Source organism: Shinella oryzae, assembly GCF_023038235.1.
Lineage (GTDB): Bacteria > Pseudomonadota > Alphaproteobacteria > Rhizobiales > Rhizobiaceae > Shinella > Shinella sumterensis.
Genome location: NZ_CP081988.1, coordinates 1,621,714 through 1,640,151 on the forward strand (window position 1 = coordinate 1,621,714; position 18,438 = coordinate 1,640,151).

An 18,438-nucleotide genomic window follows, 5' to 3' on the forward strand; every position below is an offset into this window, starting at 1 on the left:
GTAGCAAAAGGCAGCAGCGCCATGACGAACCGCTCTCCCCTCCTGTCGCTCCGTGGAATCCAGAAATCCTACGGTCCGATCAAGGTGCTCCACGGTGTCGATCTCGACATCCATCCGGGAGAGGTCGTGGCGCTGCTCGGCGAAAACGGTGCTGGAAAATCGACCCTGTCGAACATCATTTCCGGCACCGTGCAGCCCTCCGACGGCGAAATGACCTGGCTCGGCAAGCCCTATGCCCCCGCCAATCCCCGCGCCGCGATGGACGAGGGCGTGGGCATGATCCATCAGGAATTGAAGCTTCTGCCGAAACTCTCCATCGCCGAGAACGTCTTCGTCGGTCGCTACCCCATGAAGTCCGGCCGTCTCGACCGCCGTGCGATGGAAGAACGTGCCCGCGCCGGCCTGCAGCGTCTCGGTCTCGACGTGTCGCCCGACCGTCTTGTCGAGGGGCTCTCGACCGGTCGGCAGCAGCTGATCGAGATCGCGAAGGCGCTAACGCTGAATGCGCGCCTGCTTATTCTGGACGAGCCGACGGCAGCACTCGGTGGCGAGGAAACGCAACTCCTCTTCCACCAGATCGAGCGCCTGAAGGCCGAAGGCGTAGGCATCATCTATATCTCGCACCGCCTCGAGGAAATCCGCCAAATCACCGATCGCATCGTCGTGATGCGCGATGGCGCCAAGGTGCAGGAATTCGACCGTGGCGACGTACCGATCCGCACCATCGTCGAGGCCATGGTCGGGCGCTCGCTGGAGCGTATGTTCCCGACATTGCCCACACCGACCGATGAGGTGACGCTTGAAGTGCGTGGCCTGTCGGCGCCATCGAAGGCATTTCGCGACATCAATTTCTCCGTTCGTAAAGGCGAGGTCTTCGGCATCGCCGGCCTGATGGGCGCTGGTCGTACCGAGCTCGTGCGCGCGATCACCGGCGCCGACCCGATCGCCAGCGGCGAAGTGCTGTTGCACGGCAAACCGGTGACGCCGCGTTCGCCGATCGATGCGATCCGCAACGGCATCGTGCTCGTGCCGGAGGATCGCAAGCTGCAGGGCGTCGTGCTCGACCATTCGATCGCCGAAAATATCGGCTACGCCAATCTCGGCGAGATTTCCCGCAACGGCTGGATTTCGTCGCGCCGCATCCGTGAATTCGCGGAAGACTACATCAAGCGTTTCGGCGTGAAGGGGCGTGGCGGGCAGAATGCCGGCGAGCTTTCCGGCGGTAACCAGCAGAAGGTGGTGCTGGCCAAGTGGCTGGCGCGCAAGCCGCAGGTGGTGGTGCTGGACGAACCGACGCGCGGCATCGACGTCGGCGCGCGCTCGTCGATCTACGATCTCATCGTGGGCCTGGCGCGCGAAGGCGTCACAGTCATCGTGGTCAGCTCCGACCTCGAGGAGGTGTTGGGCGTCTCCAGTCGCATCATGGTCATGGCACAGGGCAAACAGGCCGGTATCCTGAACCGGGAGGACGCCAACGACGTCTCGGTGATGGAACTGGCGACACTTTGAACAGGAATAGACAGCATGTCGGAAATCAAACTCAACGCACCGAAATTGTTCGATCTCTCGGGCAACGTTGCCCTCGTCACGGGTGCCGGTAGCGGTATCGGCCAGCGCATTGCGATGGGCCTTGCCCAGTGTGGCGCGGACGTCGCCCTGCTTGACCGTCGCACGGATGATGGCCTCGCGCAAACGGCTGATTTCATCGCGCGTGCTGGGCGTCGCAGCGTCCAGATCGCCGCTGACGTTACAAGCGGCGCAGCGCTGACCGACGCGGTTGCGCGCACCGAAGCAGAGCTCGGCTCTCTTACGCTCGCCGTCAACGCCGCCGGTATCGCCAATGCCAATCCGGCGGAGGAGATGGAGGAGAGCCAGTTCCAGACGATGATGGACATCAACCTGAAGGGCGTGTTCCTCTCCTGCCAGGCCGAAGCGCGCGCCATGCTTAAGACCGGCCGCGGCGCCATCGTCAATATAGCCTCCATGTCCGGCGTCATCGTCAATCGCGGCCTGAGCCAGTGCCATTACAATGCGTCCAAGGCCGGTGTCATCCACATGACGAAGTCCATGGCCATGGAATGGGTCGGCCGCGGCATCCGCGTCAACACGATCAGCCCCGGCTATACCGCAACGCCGATGAACACCCGGCCTGAAATGGTGCATCAGACGAAGCTGTTCGAAGAGCAGACGCCGATGCAGCGCATGGCCAATGTCGACGAAATGGTTGGCCCGGCCGTCTTCCTTCTTTCGGATGCGGCAAGCTTCGTGACGGGTGTCGACCTGCTCGTCGATGGTGGCTTCTGCTGCTGGTAATCGCCAAGCGGCATCGCTTTGAGTAAATATCTTGCGCGTTTTTAACGTCCATGGCGCATCGACCAGTCTAGAGGTGATCTCACGGTGGGGCATTCCCCATCGGCGCGACCGTTCGGGCCCAACTGATCGCGATACATCACCCCGATGTCACCGTGGCTGCCATGGCAGGAGCAGCTCTCCAATCGGCAAGACACCGAGCCAATCTACTCCACAGCTCGCTTCGACATGACTTCCCGCGCCGATTTGAGAAACTCCTCCACTTTTGTAACTTTAGCCGTTCCTCTGTGAACGAGGTAATAAACTGATACCGGTGGCCCGGACCACTGCGGCAACACCGGCTGTAGCAAGCCGCGCCTGATGCTCTCGGCGGCGAGGTCGTGGCTCAAAAAGGCAATGCCTGCTCCGCTGATTGCAACTCTTTCCGCGATCGCGGGATCGTCGACAATCATGGTGGGCACGCGCTTCAACGAGGTTCGGTCGCGACCATTCGACAGCGACAGATCCAAAACCTCTCGGTTCATTCGCGCACGATGAGCAATGAACCTGGCGTTATACAAATCGTCGGGTGACGAAAACTCTCGCGATTTGCAATAGGCCGGCGCTGCGAAAAGCCCCTGCTTGATTTGACCGATCTTCCGATAGGTCATGTTGCTATCAACCGGTTCACCCATCCGGATTGCGATATCCATAGTTTCGCTGATCAGGTTGACGTTCTGATGGGTGGTTGCAACATCCACCCTCACGTCAGGACATCGCTCTCCGTACCGAAAGAGGATTTCAGGCAGGAAGGTCATTGCGAAACTTACCGAGGTCGCAACACGCAACGTACCTCGGGCGGCTCGATCAAACGTCAGGAAGCTGTTGATACCCTGATCGAGCGCTTCGACGGACTTTCCCGTCATCTCGAGAAGCTGGCTTCCAGGTTCCGTCAAAGAGACACGGCGCGTCGTACGCAACAGCAGGATCGTGCCAAGATGCGCCTCCAATTCAGAAATGTTGCGGCTGACCCTGCTCGCAGGAATGCCGAGCCGGTCTGCCGCTTTCGAGAAACTTCCGGTTCGCGCAACCTCTAGGAAAACCCTCAGCTTGTTTAGATCCGTCATCCGAAATTACTTCTATTTATAGAATAATGAAATTCGAAAAATAGAGGTAATCTGCAAGGCCGGCAATGGCTATCTCCATTCCATCATTTGAAGGAGACCAACAATGCCGACCCGTCGTCAAGCCTTAACCCTTATGGCAGCATTCGCTATGTGGCCTTTGGCTCCCCGCCTCGCATTTCCGGCCGCCGCTTTTTCCAAAATCGAGAACTCGGGATTCTATCGCTTCAAGCTGGGCGATCTGGAAATCACAACGCTTTCTGATGGGACCCTGCCGTTGCCGCTGGCAAAAATTTACCGCAACAAGGCCGAAAGCGAACTGCAAAAGCAACTCGACGCCAATTTTCTTGGGACCGAACCCCATGTATCGATCAACGCGTTCCTGATTAACGACGGCCAGCGTCTCGTCCTTGTCGATGCGGGAACAGGCACTCTATTCGGACCGATCGCAGGTAAGCTGATTTCTCATCTGTCCAACGCCGGATATCAACCCTCGCAGATCGATGCCGTTGTGCTAACGCACATTCATGCCGATCACACCGGGGGGTTGACGATTGAAGGAAAGTGGCAATATCCGAACGCCGACGTCCATATTGCCGAACGAGAATATGATTTTTGGATCAATCGCTTGACAAACGTTGGACACACCCCGGAATTAGAGAAGGATTTCGCCAGCGCGAAGGCAGCGCTCGCCCCCTACATAAGTGCGGATCGCGTCCGGCTTTTTAAGGATAATGCCCCGCCCATTCCCGGCGTCGGCTCCATACTCAGACCTGGACATACGCCCGGCCATAGTTCCATTGTTGTTTCCTCGAAGGGAGAACGCCTTGTCATATGGGGCGATATCATCCACGGAGACTACATCCAGTTCGATGATCCGGACGTCTACGTTACGTTTGACGTCGACGGCCGTGAAGCTGTCAAGACGCGGGCTGTCGCTCTGGAAGAGGCGGCTCAGCAAAAGTATCTTGTTGCTGGTGCGCATATCCCGTTTCCAGGGATCGGTCATGTGGTGCGGGACGAGACGATGTTTGGCTTTATCCCGCTGAACTATTCCGAGTGATCGTAGCATGCGGACCTCGGTGAAGGCTACGGAAGCTGCCATAGTTGGATGCCTGGCCGAAGTCGCCCCCATGGCTCGTCCTGATTCTACAACAATTGGGACTTAAACGTCCTCGGCACAATTTGCCGAAAGCAGATCGGTGAGGATATCTCCGCGGGCTGTGCGAATGGATCGTCGGGGATGGGTTAGTTATCGTTTTCTTCCGCTAGCTCGGTGATCCGCACTTTGCCGATGGTCCGCTTTTCCAAAGACTGTACCTCAAACACCAACCCACCCGCTTCGACAACGTCCCCCTCACGCGGTAGATGTCCGATTTGCGTGAGGATGTATCCTGCTAATGTCGAGTAGCGGTTCGCGTCGTCCACGAGGTTATGTCCGATCGCGCTGCTGAGTTGACGGATATCGACAAATCCATCGGCAATCCAGGTGCCATCATCCTGGCGTTCGAGGACAGCAGCCTCTTCACCGATGTCTGGAAACTCTCCGGCAATGGCTTCGAGCACATCGGTTGGGGTCGCTATGCCCTCAAGCGAACCGTGCTCGTCGACAATCATAGCCATCTGCACGGGAGAACGACGCAGTTGCTCCATTACTTTCAGGACATCTGTCGACTCATGCACGATTGCGGGCTGTCTTGCGACCTTTGTCCAGTCGATCGGTTTATCGTCGATAAGCGCGTTGAGCAGCTCCTTCGTAATAGCAACTCCGACGAAGTCGTCCACACTATCGCGAGCAAGAATGACGCGGCTGTGCGTTACCTTCCGGATTGCCTCTTGCAAATCTTCAGGGCTTTCATCGAGATCGAGCCATTCAAGTTCGTTGCCGGGTGTCATGATTGAACTAACCGGCCGCCCGCTGAGGTCAAGCACCCCGCGGATCATATCTTTCTCTTCTGGCTTGAAGATATCGCCTTGCGAGGCCTGTTCGGCAATGACATCGACGGTCTCGCCAAGCGGCTGCTCGCCGACGCGACCACCAAGAAGGCGAAGGACGGCTTCCGACGTGCGTTCGCGGAGGTCACCCGTCGTAATACGCTTCTCGCGGTTGTGCCGACCGATCTGATTGGCGGCCTCGATCAAGACTGAAAACCCGATCGCCGCATAGAGGTATCCCTTCGGAATGTGGAAGCCGAAACCCTCTACCACCAAGCTGAAGCCAATCATAAGCAGGAAACCGAGGCAAAGGATCACAACGGTCGGGTGCTTTGAAACAAAGGCCATTAACGGTCTTGACGCTGCCATCATCACCGCCATGGCAACGCAGACGGCAGTGATCATAACCCAGAGATTGCTGACCATGCCCACGGCGGTGATGACGCTATCTAGGGAGAACACCGCATCGAGCACTACGATCTGGACGATCACCTGCCAGAATACTGCATGGACGACCTTGCCCTCTTTGGGTTTATGGGCGCCCTCTAGCCGCTCGTGGAGTTCCATCGTACCCTTTGCCAGTAGGAAAACGCCGCCAAGGATGAGGATTATGTCTCGGCCCGAAAAAACAAAGTCGGCCACCGAGAAGATCGGTTGCGTCAGTGTCACTATCCAGGAGATCGAGAACAACAGGACGATACGCATCGCAAGCGCAAGGGACAAGCCGATGAGGCGCGCTCGGTTGCGTTGGTGTGGTGGGAGCTTATCCGCCAGAATCGCGATGAAGACGAGGTTGTCGATGCCTAGCACGACCTCAAGAACGATGAGGGTGACGAGGCCGATCCAGAGGTTCGGATCTGCAAGGAACTCCATGATTGAGCCTTCAGGAAAATTGTGCGCAGACGCAAAAAGCCCCGGATGAAGCATCCGAAGCGAGCACTAGCACACTAGTTTGGAAAGTGATTGTACGAGGCTGGCCTCCACTTCTGGAGACCAGCCTCGTTCGGTATCGGCTATCGCCTGTACTGTCGCCTTCGTCCGGCATTATCGTGCGTGATTTTCCAATTGAAGGGCAGCGGAATTTTCTCAGCCAATACCATACGTATGAGGAAGTGGGAAGACGTGAGAACAAAACTAGGGTCGTATTGAGCGCACGCCCTGGCCTTTACCAAGCTTCGGTTTCGTTCCCACTCCCTGGCGATGCGATCAGCCGCTCGATGAAGCAGGCGGGTGAGACGTCCGTCGACTGATTGGCAGACCGCAAGCACCCGGACATTGCAATGGAGGGCCGGCGGGATGAAGAGGCCGAGTGCAGCGTCCTCCCGGTTCTACAAGAGCCCCGATTTATCGGCCCCTGTGCCGAACAGTCTCCGACGGGTCGCTATTCATCGGCGCAGCGTGCCTCTGCCAAGTCTAGGCGTTACATCTGTTCTATCGCATTTGCCAGGGCGGCCTCATCGTACGGCTTTCCAAGGACGACCGCATCGGCGATCAATTCGTGCCCGTCCACACGCGGAATCCCGGATGCACCTGAAGCAAAGATGATGCCGAGTCCCGGCTTCTGCCGCCGGCATTCAACCGCAAGCTCCGCTCCGGACATGCCCGGAAGCCCGATATCAGTCAGCAGAAGGTCGATCGCCTCTCGTGCCAAGACCTTGAGTGCCTCTTCGGCGCTGACGGCCTCAAACACCACATGCCCCATCGCCTCCAACATATCCGCCGTACTCATCAGGATCAGTGGTTCATCTTCGACGACCAGAACACGCAAGGATGATCTCTCGTCGCGGGCAGGTGTCGCCGATATCGCGGGTTGCGGGGCTTGCGCGCGAGAAATGGAAAGGGATTGCCTGTTGGCGAGGACGTTGCGAATCTTCCTAGCCATGGCCTCGCGGGTATAGGGTTTGCTCAGGAGCTCGATACCGTCATCCAACCGTCCGCCGTGGACGATCGCGTTTTCGGTGTAACCAGAGGTGAACAAAACGGCGATGTCCGGCAGTCGCTCGCGCGCCTTCCGGGCGAGCTCATCGCTACGCAGCGGCCCGGGCATCACGACGTCGGTGAACAGAAGATCGATCGGAACGCCGCTCTCGATTACCGCGAGCCCGGTCTGTGCATCGACGGCCCGCAAGACCATGTAACCGAGGTCCGTCAGCATTTCGATAACTGTCGTGCGAACCGCCTCGTCATCCTCGACTACAAGAACGGTTTCCGTGCCGCCGACAACCGGACCGTTGTCGATCTCGACTGCCAGGTCCTCGACTTGCTTGGAGCGCGGCAGGTAGATGCGAATGGTCGTGCCTTCTGCCAGCTCACTATAGATCTTGATGTGGCCTCCCGATTGCTTGACAAGGCCCCAGACCATGCTGAGACCGAGGCCCGTCCCCTTGCCCGTAGGCTTGGTTGTGAAGAATGGCTCGAAGGCCTGTTCCATGACCTCGGGACTCATGCCTGATCCGGTGTCGGTAACTGCTAGCATGACATATTGTCCTGGCGAGACGTCGGCATGGCGCGCGGCGTACGCATCGTCCAGCGAGGCGTTGCCAGCCTCAATGGTCAGTTTGCCGTGTCCTCCCATTGCGTCACGCGCGTTGATGGCCAGGTTGAGGAGAGCATTCTCGGCCTGCGCTGGATCGATCAGCGTGTTCCAGAGACCGCCGGAAACGATCGTCTCGATTTCGATGCCTTCACCAAGAGCCCTGCGCAACATATCGTCAAGGCCACGGATCAAGCGTCCTAGATTGACAACCTTCGGCTCCAGGGCTTGCCGCCGCCCGAAGGCCAGAAGCTGCGAGGCCAGTTTCGATCCTCGTGTCACGCCCGCCAGCGCATTTTCCAGACGCCGCTGGGCTTTGTCGTGGCCGATCATGTCCTTGGAGAGCAACTGCAGGTTTCCGCCGATCACCTGCAGGAGGTTGTTGAAGTCATGAGCAACACCTCCGGTCAGCTTGCCGACCGCCTCAAGCTTCTGCGATTGGCGAAGTTGCTCTTCGGCGTTACGGAGCGTCTCCGCCTGCTGCTTGGCCATGGTCACATCGCGGGCGACACAATAAAGCAGATCGCCCTCCGGCACGGCAGTCCAGGACAGCCACCTATATGTACCATCCTTGCAGCGTAGTCGATTCTCGAAAAATGGCGTGACGCCGCCAGAGGCGGGATGCGCTACCTCGTCACGGGTTTTCTCCCGATCGTCCGGATGCTCGAGCCATTCGGTGCTGCGGCCGACAATCTCCTCTTGCTCCCAGCCGAGCGTCGTCGTCCATGCAGGGTTGATGCTGAGCCACACGCCGTTGCGATCGGCGACGCCCAGGAGATCGTGGCTGAGATTCCACACCCTGTCACGCTCCTGGGTGCGCTCGGCGACCGTCGCTTCCAGGTTCTCGTTAAGATGTGAAAGCCGCGCCTCGCTTCTTCGCAACGCCTCTTCGGTTTTGCTTCGTTCGGAAATTTCGCGTTGTGCGGCCTGGTAAAGCCGCGCATTATCGATGGCGATGGCTGCTTGGGCAGCGATGCCCGCCACCAGCCATTCGGCACGATCTGTGAACATCCCAGGCTGCGAATGGCCGAAGAACAGGCCTCCCAGCACCTCACCGGATCGGGAGATCACCGGCGCCGCAAGATAGCTGCACACCGGCAGATGGCCTTTCGGCATCCCGTGGTGGGGCGCGCTTTTGCCGTAGCGAGGATCTTTGGTGATGTCATCGGACCGCACAATGCCTTCACCGCCGAAGGTCGGACTGAACACCGCAGTGTTGCGCGGCATGGGGAAGGATGAAAACGCCTCGCGCGGCACGCCCGATAGCGTGTAGAGCATGTAGCTTTCGCCCTTTTCGTCGAGCACGTTGTAGAAAAACGAGCCGAATTCAGCGCCGGTCAGTTCGGTCGCAGCGTCCGTAACCGCCTGGACCGCCCGATCGAGATCAAGCTCTCCAGCGATGACGCTGCCAACACGGTTCAGGGTTTCAAGCGAATGGGCCTCTTCGCGCAGACGTTCTCCCATTTCTCGCCGCACCCGGGCCATCGCAAGCGTGGCGGCCACACGCGCCGCCAGTTCTCGCGCCGAGAACGGTTTGACCAAATAGTCGTCAGCGCCGGCGTTCAGGCCCTCGACGCTTGCCTCTTCGCCGGCGCGAGCTGAAAGGATAATGACGGGCAGCTCAGCCAGATCGGGATCCTGCCGGATAGCCTGGACCAGTCCGAAACCGTCGAGGCGCGGCATCATCACATCCGACAAGACGAGGTCCGGCTGCCGGGTTCGGATCGCTTCCAATGCGGCAACGCCATCGTTCACCGTTTCCACGTCATACTCCGCGCTCAACAGGCGGCTGACATATCCGCGCATGTCAGCGTTGTCGTCCGCAAGGACGATGCGTGGCCGACCTGTCGTATTCGGCGCCAGGAGCGGGGGCGGCTCAAAGTGGGCGGTTTGCTGCTCAGGCTGGTCGGGAAGCCAGCGCATGGCTTCATCGACGAATGCGCCGGCCTGGATGGCTGTAGACGCAACTTCGCGGGCCGCCTGTATCCGATCCTGTGGCAGATGCTCCGTACCTCTCGGGATCCTGACCCTGAACGCAGTGCCGCGCCCCTCCTCGCTTTCAACCTCAATGGTGCCGCCATGCAGCTTGACCAGTTCCTGCACCAGGGCCAGACCAATGCCGCTGCCTTCGAAGCTCCGGCCTTTCGCACCCTCGACGCGATGGAAGCGCTCGAACAGACGCGGCAGTTCCTCGGCTGGTATACCGGTGCCGGTGTCCTCAACCGACAGCAATGCGGCGCCAGCGTCATATGTCATGGTAACGCGGATCTCGCCCTCGAACGTGAACTTGAATGCGTTGGAAAGGAGGTTGAGGACAATCTTCTCCCACTTTTCGTGATCGACGAACACCCGCTCCAGCGACGGCGGGCAATCGATGACAAGGTTCAAACCGGCCCTTTCCGTCAGCGACCGGAAATTGCTCGCGAGTTCGGCCGTCAAGGTGCCGAGATCGGTCGGCTCGAAGCTGGCCTGTGTCCGACCGGCCTCGATCCGTGCAAAGTCCAAAAGCGAATTGACGAGCTTCAGGAGGCGCATCCCGTTGCGATGCACGATTTCGAGCCTCGCCTGTGCCTCCGGCTCGCGCTGGCGAGCGCCCGCCATCTCTTCTTCAAGAGGTCCGAGCATCAAGGTAAGCGGTGTGCGGAACTCATGGCTGATATTGGAGAAGAACGTCGTCTTCGCCCTGTCGAGTTCCGCCAACACTTCCGCCCGTCGCCGTTCTTCTTCGTAAGCCTGTGCATTGGCGATCGACCCGGCGATCTGCCCCGCCACAAGCTGCAAGAAGCTCCGGTAGTCGTCATTAAAAAGGCGATAAGGATTCAAACCAACGACCAAGGCACCCGATCGCCCGGTTTCGCCCGTCGGCATAACGGGAACAACCGCTGCGGATTTGGGCGGGATGCGCCATTCTCCGGTCGGGAGATCACGTGCGGTGATCGCGGCGAGATCTTCGATAAGAACCGGCCGCTGACCATGAAGCGCCTCCGCTATCGGAAGGATCGATGCTTCACGAAGACGGATCGCCGTCGGGAGGCCGGAAGCCGCCATATCGATGCCACAGGTTGCGACCAGTTCGGCAACCTGTGCGTCCTCGTCGGTCATGTAGAGGAGGGCGAAGGGCACATCATAGGCATTGGCAGACAGTGCCGCCGCTCCGCGTTCGCATGCGATGCGCCAGTTACGGGCGTCCGACGCGGTCGTCGCCAATTCCCGAAGCAGGGCGAGCTGGCGTTCGCTGACGACGCGCTGGGTATCGTCGGTGTTGGCGCAGATGATGCCGCCCGGTGTACCGTCGTCGTCAGGAATGGGCGTATAGGAGAACGTGTAATATGTCTCTTCAGGATAGCCGTTGCGTTCCATGATCAGCAACTGCTCTTCCACATATGTTCCTTCATGGCCCCCCATCGCCGTCGCCAGCATCGGGCCGATATCATCCCAGATCTCGCGCCAGACGTCGGCCGTCGGTTTTCCGAGTGCCCAAGGATGTTTTCCGCCTATGATAGAATTGTAGGAATCGTTGTAGAAGTAAATCAGGTCACCGCCCCAGCCGATCCAGATCGGTTGCCGGGAAAGGAGCATGATGCGGATCGCGGTCTTGAGGCTTTGCGGCCAGTGCTGTGCGGGACCGAGCGGGGTCGACGCCCAGTCGTGGGAGCGCAGCAGTGCGCCCATCTCACCACCGCCTGACAGGAAATCGAGTTCGGGCACCACGTGAGGCTCGGTCGCATAGTCAGGAAACTCGTTCAACTCAGGCTCCTTCCCGGCCCTCGCCCGGTACGCGCGGGAAACTCGTTGGTTAGAAGTAGCCCTCTCGATCGTCTAGAAAAGAGGCGTGGATAAGAAACCTTGCGTTTGCCGAACGAGGCCCGTGCAGTTGCTGAAAAAGCTGCGCCTCGATCGCCTGTCCAACCGACGGTGTAGTTGCCCGGAATTCGAATTCGCCATCTGGTCGGTCGAGGCGCAGGACGTCCCGCCCTGGGGGTGAGCGATTCATGCTTGAAACGGAGGGTGCCGCGGTCCCAGTATCAACCACGAGAGCCGTCTTCGATCCGGCTCAAAATCTTAAGCGACACTGCTCAGGTGTGCGAGGAAACCCCGCAAGCGGTAGTTCGTATAAATCTCCCCAGGACGGCGCAGTTGCATTGAGGCGGCGGTGGTGAGGCCCATGCGAGCCTCGTCCTGCGACGGTTAGAATTTGACCGTGGCACCGTGTCTGCCGAAGATCGCCTCTGTATGTACTGTCTGGGCGTCGAGATCATCTTCAACCCTTTTAAAAAAGGCGCCTTTACCGACAGACCTTCCGTTTCTTCACAACCTGCCGGCCGAAACGATCCTTTGCTTTCGTGACTACCGTCTTGCATTGTTGCTTAGGCTTCTTCAAAAGGGTTCTATGAGTTTCTTTTTGGTGATGACGCGGCGGTTCTTGGGCACTCACGGTCGAAATCGAAAATATGGTCGCTACAGCAAGCGTGAGGGCCAGGGTGTGCATTTTCATATCATTTGTCCTTTTTCGAGCTCCGGCGGAGTGTATGCTTGTCGTCGTGGCTGCCGGGGGCCACGGTTCTTTGTAATCGGCAAGGGGTTCTTGTCCGAATGACGCTGATGAACGCACTGGTCATTGCGCCCCACAGATAAGGGTGCCAGCGGGTTCAATCTCAAAATCGTTATCTCATCGCCAAGCGTGGTCCGACCACGCTGTCTAAAACTGCAGGTCTCTCGACATTGATTGTCCCAGTCCATCCACCGCCGAGCGCTTTGTGAAGCGAAATGTAATAGCTGGCGATCGAGGCTTGGCTCTGGATAAGGTTCGACTCTGCCGTATACAGCGCCCGCTCCGCTTCCAGGACGTCGAGGCGATTGGTTGCCCCAGCGACGTTCAGCTCCTGTGATATCTGAGCCGCCTTGCGATATGCGGCGACCGATACGGCAAGCTTAGCGCGTCGTTGCTGTGACTGTGTCAGCCCGACGATGGCGTTCTCCACGTCTTCAATTGCCGACAGGACGGCGGACTGATAGGCGACATAATATTGATCACGCTGCGCCTGAGCAATTTCGACGGCCGCCTTCAACTGTCCACCGTGAAACATGGGGATGGAGACGCTCGGCCCGAAGGACCAACTGATGGTCGACTTCCTGCCCAGATCGGCCAAATTGTTCGCCGTCGACGCGATGTTACCTGTCAGGCTGATCGAAGGGTATCGGTCGGCCTCTGCCTGTCCGATCTTTGCGGTGTATTGAGCGAGGCGTCGTTCCGCGGCTCTGACGTCTGGACGGTGGGTGAGGACGTCTGCGGGAATGCCCAGTCCAGCGACCATTTTCGGTGATGGAATCTTGCCGCGTTTTTCCATAAGGCCTTGAAGATCCGCGGGCGATTTCCCGAGAAGCACGGCGAGGCGATTGACGGATTGAAGATACGAGATCCGGTAAGATGGGATGTCGGCCTCCGTCGATGCGGCCTGGCCGTCCGCCGTTGCGCTGTCCGCACCGGTCGCGGTTCCAGCCTGCAATTGGTCACGCGTCAGCGCGGCGGTCTGCCTTTGTGATCGCGCGGTTCGTTCGGCCAGTGCAGCCAATTCCTGATATTGTCTGGCCTCGACGTAATAGGACGTTACGTCGCCGATAAGCGTCACCAACGTGTCGGCGAGGTCATCGTTGGCCGCCTCTGCTGCAAAGCCTGCGGCTTCGGCTGCCCGCTTCCTGCCTCCGAAGAGATCGACTTCCCAGCTCGCGTCAAAGCCTGCTTTGTACTGGTTATAGACGCTTGGCTCGGCGTCGGCGACGCTGCGGTTCCTTGTTGCTGAGCCCGAGCCGTCGGCCGTTGGAAGTAACGCCCCGGTTTGCTGGCGGAAAGTCGCGCGTGCCTCGCGGATTTTTGCCTTGGCGGTTGCGACATCGAGATTGTCATCAACCGCCTGAACAACGAGCCTGTCAAGCAGCGGGTCGTTGAACTGCCGCCACCAAGCCGTCAAGTCCGGTTTCTTAACCGCACTCGACTTCCCATGATCCCCCGCCCACTTGGCTGGTGTGATCACGGCCGGCCGCTCATAGTCGGGGCCCACGACGCATCCGGCGAGTACGATCGCGATGACGGATGCCCCGGAGGCCTTAACGCAGGCTGCCAGACCGCGCATTTTCAACATGTATATCAAGGAAGCGTTCCTTACGCGGGTTACTCTGTCGGGGCGACGGTTGCTGCGGCGGTGTTCCTTGACCTTGACCTGAAAATCCGGCGTACGGTGACGAACAGCAGCGGAATGAAGAAAACACCAAGTACGGTGGCTGAAATCATGCCACCCATGACACCGATACCGATCGAGTTTTGAGCGCCTGAGCCCGCACCATCCGCGACGGCAAGCGGCAACACGCCAAGGATGAACGCGAAAGACGTCATCAGGATCGGACGCAGCCGCTGGCGGGATGCTTCAAGTGTGGCTTCAATCAAGCTCTTGCCGTGGGCCTGTTGCTCAATTGCAAACTCGACGATCAAGATCGCATTCTTGGCCGCAAGGCCGATTGTCGTGAGAAGTCCAACCTTGAAATAGACATCATTCGTCTGGCCGAACAGCGTTGCGGCCACAACAGCGCCGAATATGCCGATTGGGACTGAAAGAAGGACTGCGAAGGGGATAGTCAGGCTTTCGTAAAGCGCCGCAAGCGCCAGGAAAACGACGAGTACCGAGATGGCGTAGAGTTGAAGGGCCTGATTGCCCGACAGGCGCTCCTGAGCGGACAAACCCGTCCATTCATGCTGATAGCCTGCGGGCAGCTCCTGCATCAAGTCGTCGATTGCGGTCATCGCCGTGCCTGAACTGACGCCCGGCGCAGCCGATCCCTGGATTTCAACGGCTGAGACGCCATTGAAGCGTTCGAGGCGCGGGGAACCGTAGGTCCATTTGCCCGTTGCGAAGGACGAGAAAGGCACCATCGTGTCACTCGAATTCTTTGCGTACCAACGGCCAAGGTCTTCGGGCTGCATACGGAAGTCCGTCGCGCTCTGCACGTAGACAGGTTTGACGCGCCCGCGATCGATGAAGTCGTTGACGTAGGAGCCGCCCCACGCGGTCGACAGCGTGTTGTTGATGTCCGAAATCTGCAGGCCAAGCGCGCTGGCTTTCCGGTCATCGATCTGGATTGAGTACTGTGGCGTATCCTCTTGACCATTCGGTCTGGTGCCGACAAGTTGCGTGTCCTTGCCCGCCGCGGCCAACAACTGATTGCGCACATCAATCAAGGCAGCATGTCCGGCACTGTTGCTGTCCATCAGATAGAACGAAAATCCACCAGATGTGCCAAAGCCGGGAATGGCAGGCGGCTGAAGGGCGAAGGCGCTGCCATCGCTGAACTTCGAAAATGCTCCCATCGCGCGGCCAGCGATTGCCCCGGCCTTGGCGTTTTCGTCTGTGCGGCCCTCGAAGTCTTTGAGGCTGATGAAAGCGATGCCGACGTTCTGACCTGCGCCACCGAAGCTGAAGCCGACCGACGACATGACGCCCTCGACATATTCCTTCTCGTCATTCAGGAAGTAGTTCGTGACATCGTCAAGCATCTTGCGTGTACGATCTTCGGTGGCGCCGGGCGGAAGCTGGACGCTGGCGATCAATACGCCCTGGTCCTCATCAGGAATGAAGGAGGACTCCATCCTGGTAAACGTGTAGGCAGCCACTGCGACCATAGCGACGAATATAACCAGGAACACCGGGCTGCGGCGCACGATGCCGCCGATGCTTTTCTGGTAGGCGCTGCTTGTCCTCTCGAAGCCACGGTTAAACCAGCCGAATAGCCCTTTGTTTTTCGCCTCATGTTTGGGCGGGCAAAGCAGGGTGGCGCAGAGCGCGGGCGTAAAAATCAAAGCCACTCCGACGGAAAGAACCATCGCCGAAACGATCGTCACCGAGAACTGGCGGTATATGATACCGACCGATCCGGAGAAGAATGCCATTGGTATGAAAACGGCTGACAGAACGGTTGCGATGCCGATCAAAGCGCTCGAAATCTCCTTCATGGACTTGATCGTGGCGGCTTTGGGATCAAGGCCTTCTTCTTCCATGACGCGCTCGACATTTTCGACCACGACGATAGCGTCATCCACAAGCAGGCCGATGGCCAGCACCATGGCGAACATCGTCAATGTGTTGATCGAATATCCGAACAGGGACAGGATGCCGAACGTGCCGAGAAGAACGACCGGCACGGCTAGAGTGGGGATGATCGTCGCACGGAAGCTCTGGAGAAAGATGAACATGACGACGAAGACGAGAACGATGGCTTCGCCGAGCGTCTTGATGACATCCTGGATCGATAGCTCAACGAATGGCGTCGTGTCGTAGGGATAAACGACGTCAACGTTCTGCGGCATGGTGGGCTTCATCGCCTCGATGGCAGACTTGACACCGTTTGCGGTGTCGATGGCGTTGGCGCCCGTAGCCAGGTTAACACCGATGCCGCTAGCGGGCTTCCCGTTGTATTTCGTTGTTGTGGTGTAGCTTTCCGCACCCAGTTCAACGGTCGCCACATCGCTCATTTGGACCAGTGACCCGTCCGTCTGGCTCTTGAGGATGATGTTCTCAAATTCCTCGGGCGTCTGTAGGCGACTTTTCGCGGTCACGGTCGCGTTCAGCTGCTGACCCTTACGCTGTGGTGCAGCTCCCAACTGGCCGGCAGACACCTGTGTGTTCTGGGCCTCGATTGCACTGGTCACGTCTGAAACCGTAAGGGAATACTTCGACAATTTGTCGGGATCCAGCCAGATACGCATGGCATATCCCGAACCGAACAGCCGGGTATCGCCGACGCCTTCGACGCGGGCGATGCGGTCCTTGAGCGTGCTGTTGATATAATCAGAGATATCTGTTGCGCTCAGCTTACCGTCATTTGAGACGAATGCCGCGATGAGAAGGAAGCTGGACGAGGATTTGGTGACCGTCACCCCGGCCGTCTGCACCGCCGTCGGCAAACTCGATTCGACCTGCTGCAGCTTGTTTTGCACCTGCATCTGAGCGACGTCCGGGTCTGCCTGGTTGGTGAATGTCAGTTCAACCGAGGCTTCACCGGTCGAGGTCGATGTGGACGTCATGTGATCGAGATTGTCTATCCCGGTCATACCCTGTTCAATGACCTTGGTGACGGAGTTTTCGACCGTCTGCGCATCTGCGCCGGAGTAGGTCGCACTCACTGTGACCGACGTGGGCGCGATCTGAGGATATTGAGATATGGAGAGTGAGCTGATCGATAATATACCTGCCAGCATCACGCAAACCGCGATGACCCACGCGAAAATGGGACGGTTGATGAAAAACAGAGACATCAGTTCTGTGCCTCCGCGACATTGACGATCATGCTCGAGCCGCCAATAGAGGCGGACTTGAGCTCGCCGGTCGCATTGTCGATCGTCACTTCTTTCGCATCAGCTTCTTGACCGATCTGCGTGCGCTGCGATCCTTCTACGATTATCCGGTCACCTCCGTTCACGCCGGCTGTCACGAGCCAGTTGTTGCCGATGCTTCGATCCACCGACAGAACCCGCTCCTCGACCTTGTTGTCCTTGGTCACGAACCGCGCGGTGGGCTCGCGCTTGGTGTTGCGTGACACGCCACGCTGCGGCACCAGATAGCTGTTCGGCGCAATACCTTCCTGGATGACGGCGCGGACATACATGCCAGGCAGCACTACGCGGTCGGGATTGGGAAATTGTGCCCTTAGCTTGACCGTCCCGGCGGACTGATCGACCGTCGCTTCGGCAAACTCCACGGTCCCGGTTCTGTCGTAGGCCTTGCCATTGTCGAGCTTCAGCTTGACCGAGACATTGGTTCCGGAAAACCGGAGCCTGCCGGAATCCACCGCTTCGCGCAGGTTGAGCAGGTTGGAACTCGACTGTGTAACATCAACGTTGATTGGATCGAGGCTTCTAATGGTGGTAAGCGCGGTTGTCTGTTCGGCGGTCACAAGCGCGCCGACGGTTATCGTGGACGCGTCCACCCGCCCGGAAATCGGTGCACGAATTTTGGTGTATTCCAGATTGATGCGAGCCGTTTCGACACTGGCCTTTGCGGAAGCAACGTCTGCCTTGGCCTGGGCAAGTGTCGACTTCGCATCCTCGAGGTCCTGTTCGCTAACGGCATTGTTCGATGTAAGGCGGCCATAGCGATTCACCTTGGCCTGCGCACTCGGTAAAGCGCCTTCAGCCTTCTGCAGCGAAGCGACGGCGCTGTCGTAGCTGGCCTGGTAAGTTGCGGGGTCGAGTTCGTAGAGAACGTCCCCTTCCTTTACCTCGCTGCCTTCCTTGAAGTTCCTTTTGCGGACAATGCCCCCGACTTGCGGGCGAACCTCGGCCTCAAGGGAAGCAGCTGTTCTACCCGGAAGCTCGGCTGTTATAGCGACGTCCTGCGGTTGAAGCACGACGACGCTGACACTTGGTTTCGAGGCAGCTGATGGAGGCGCGGGCTCTTCCTTGCTGCAGCTGACAAGGCATAGGCCGATGAGTGCGATCACACCCGCGAATGTGGTTTTAGAACGAGGTGACACGTCGCTTACCCTTTAATGTAACAACGGGTACAGATA

9 protein-coding genes are annotated in these 18,438 nt (G+C 58.6%); 3 read left to right on the plus strand and 6 right to left on the minus strand.

Annotated features, from left to right (window positions below; translation table 11 throughout):
• Window positions 1-21: 21 nt before the first annotated feature.
• Together K6301_RS23765 and K6301_RS23770 are read left to right on the plus strand one after the other, a co-directional pair.
• Complete coding sequence (locus K6301_RS23765) at window positions 22-1,509, plus strand: sugar ABC transporter ATP-binding protein (RefSeq protein WP_247221293.1); 1,488 nt, start codon at window positions 22-24, stop codon at window positions 1,507-1,509.
• A gap of 15 nt (window positions 1,510-1,524) precedes the next feature.
• A complete protein-coding gene (locus K6301_RS23770; protein WP_134652047.1) occupies window positions 1,525-2,313 on the plus strand; it encodes an SDR family oxidoreductase in 789 nt (262 codons plus the stop codon).
• Between the two features lie 203 nt (window positions 2,314-2,516).
• On the opposite strand, the gene K6301_RS23775 is transcribed toward K6301_RS23770, so the two are convergent.
• Complete coding sequence (locus K6301_RS23775) at window positions 2,517-3,416, minus strand: LysR family transcriptional regulator (protein ID WP_247221294.1); 900 nt, start codon at window positions 3,414-3,416, stop codon at window positions 2,517-2,519.
• A gap of 103 nt (window positions 3,417-3,519) precedes the next feature.
• On the opposite strand from K6301_RS23775, the gene K6301_RS23780 reads away from it, so the two are divergent.
• Window positions 3,520-4,476, plus strand: coding sequence for an MBL fold metallo-hydrolase (locus tag K6301_RS23780; RefSeq protein ID WP_247221295.1), 957 nt, complete (start codon window positions 3,520-3,522; stop codon window positions 4,474-4,476).
• A gap of 185 nt (window positions 4,477-4,661) precedes the next feature.
• Here K6301_RS23780 and K6301_RS23785 read toward each other — a convergent pair whose 3' ends face one another.
• The 5 genes from K6301_RS23785 to K6301_RS23805 all read right to left on the minus strand — a co-directional run bounded on the left by K6301_RS23785 (window position 4,662) and on the right by K6301_RS23805 (window position 18,402).
• On the minus strand, window positions 4,662-6,221 hold the full coding sequence (locus K6301_RS23785) for a TerC family protein (protein ID WP_247221296.1): 1,560 nt from the start codon (window positions 6,219-6,221) through the stop codon (window positions 4,662-4,664).
• A gap of 547 nt (window positions 6,222-6,768) precedes the next feature.
• Window positions 6,769-11,628 carry a response regulator gene (locus tag K6301_RS23790; protein ID WP_247221297.1) on the minus strand — a complete coding sequence of 1,620 codons (4,860 nt, stop codon included), beginning with the start codon at window positions 11,626-11,628 and terminating at the stop codon, window positions 6,769-6,771.
• 917 nt (window positions 11,629-12,545) lie between these two features.
• Window positions 12,546-14,021 carry an efflux transporter outer membrane subunit gene (locus tag K6301_RS23795; RefSeq protein ID WP_247222506.1) on the minus strand — a complete coding sequence of 492 codons (1,476 nt, stop codon included), beginning with the start codon at window positions 14,019-14,021 and terminating at the stop codon, window positions 12,546-12,548.
• A gap of 29 nt (window positions 14,022-14,050) precedes the next feature.
• The gene (locus K6301_RS23800; RefSeq protein ID WP_247221298.1) at window positions 14,051-17,185 is read right to left on the minus strand and encodes an efflux RND transporter permease subunit; all 3,135 of its coding nucleotides are present in this window, start codon (window positions 17,183-17,185) and stop codon (window positions 14,051-14,053) included.
• Window positions 17,185-18,402 carry an efflux RND transporter periplasmic adaptor subunit gene (locus tag K6301_RS23805; RefSeq protein ID WP_425475419.1) on the minus strand — a complete coding sequence of 406 codons (1,218 nt, stop codon included), beginning with the start codon at window positions 18,400-18,402 and terminating at the stop codon, window positions 17,185-17,187. Before K6301_RS23805 ends, K6301_RS23800 begins: the two co-directional genes overlap by 1 nt.
• Window positions 18,403-18,438: the final 36 nt, after the last annotated feature.

Bases quoted from the DNA above. Each gene is read 5' to 3' on its own strand.
- K6301_RS23765 (WP_247221293.1), top strand. From the start codon at position 22: ATGACGAACCGCTCTCCCCTCCTGTCGCTCCGTGGAATCCAGAAATCC.
- K6301_RS23770 (WP_134652047.1), top strand. From the start codon at position 1,525: ATGTCGGAAATCAAACTCAACGCACCGAAATTGTTCGATCTCTCGGGC.
- K6301_RS23775 (WP_247221294.1), bottom strand. From the start codon at position 3,416: ATGACGGATCTAAACAAGCTGAGGGTTTTCCTAGAGGTTGCGCGAACC.
- K6301_RS23780 (WP_247221295.1), top strand. From the start codon at position 3,520: ATGCCGACCCGTCGTCAAGCCTTAACCCTTATGGCAGCATTCGCTATG.
- K6301_RS23785 (WP_247221296.1), bottom strand. From the start codon at position 6,221: ATGGAGTTCCTTGCAGATCCGAACCTCTGGATCGGCCTCGTCACCCTC.
- K6301_RS23795 (WP_247222506.1), bottom strand. From the start codon at position 14,021: ATGTTGAAAATGCGCGGTCTGGCAGCCTGCGTTAAGGCCTCCGGGGCA.
- K6301_RS23800 (WP_247221298.1), bottom strand. From the start codon at position 17,185: ATGTCTCTGTTTTTCATCAACCGTCCCATTTTCGCGTGGGTCATCGCG.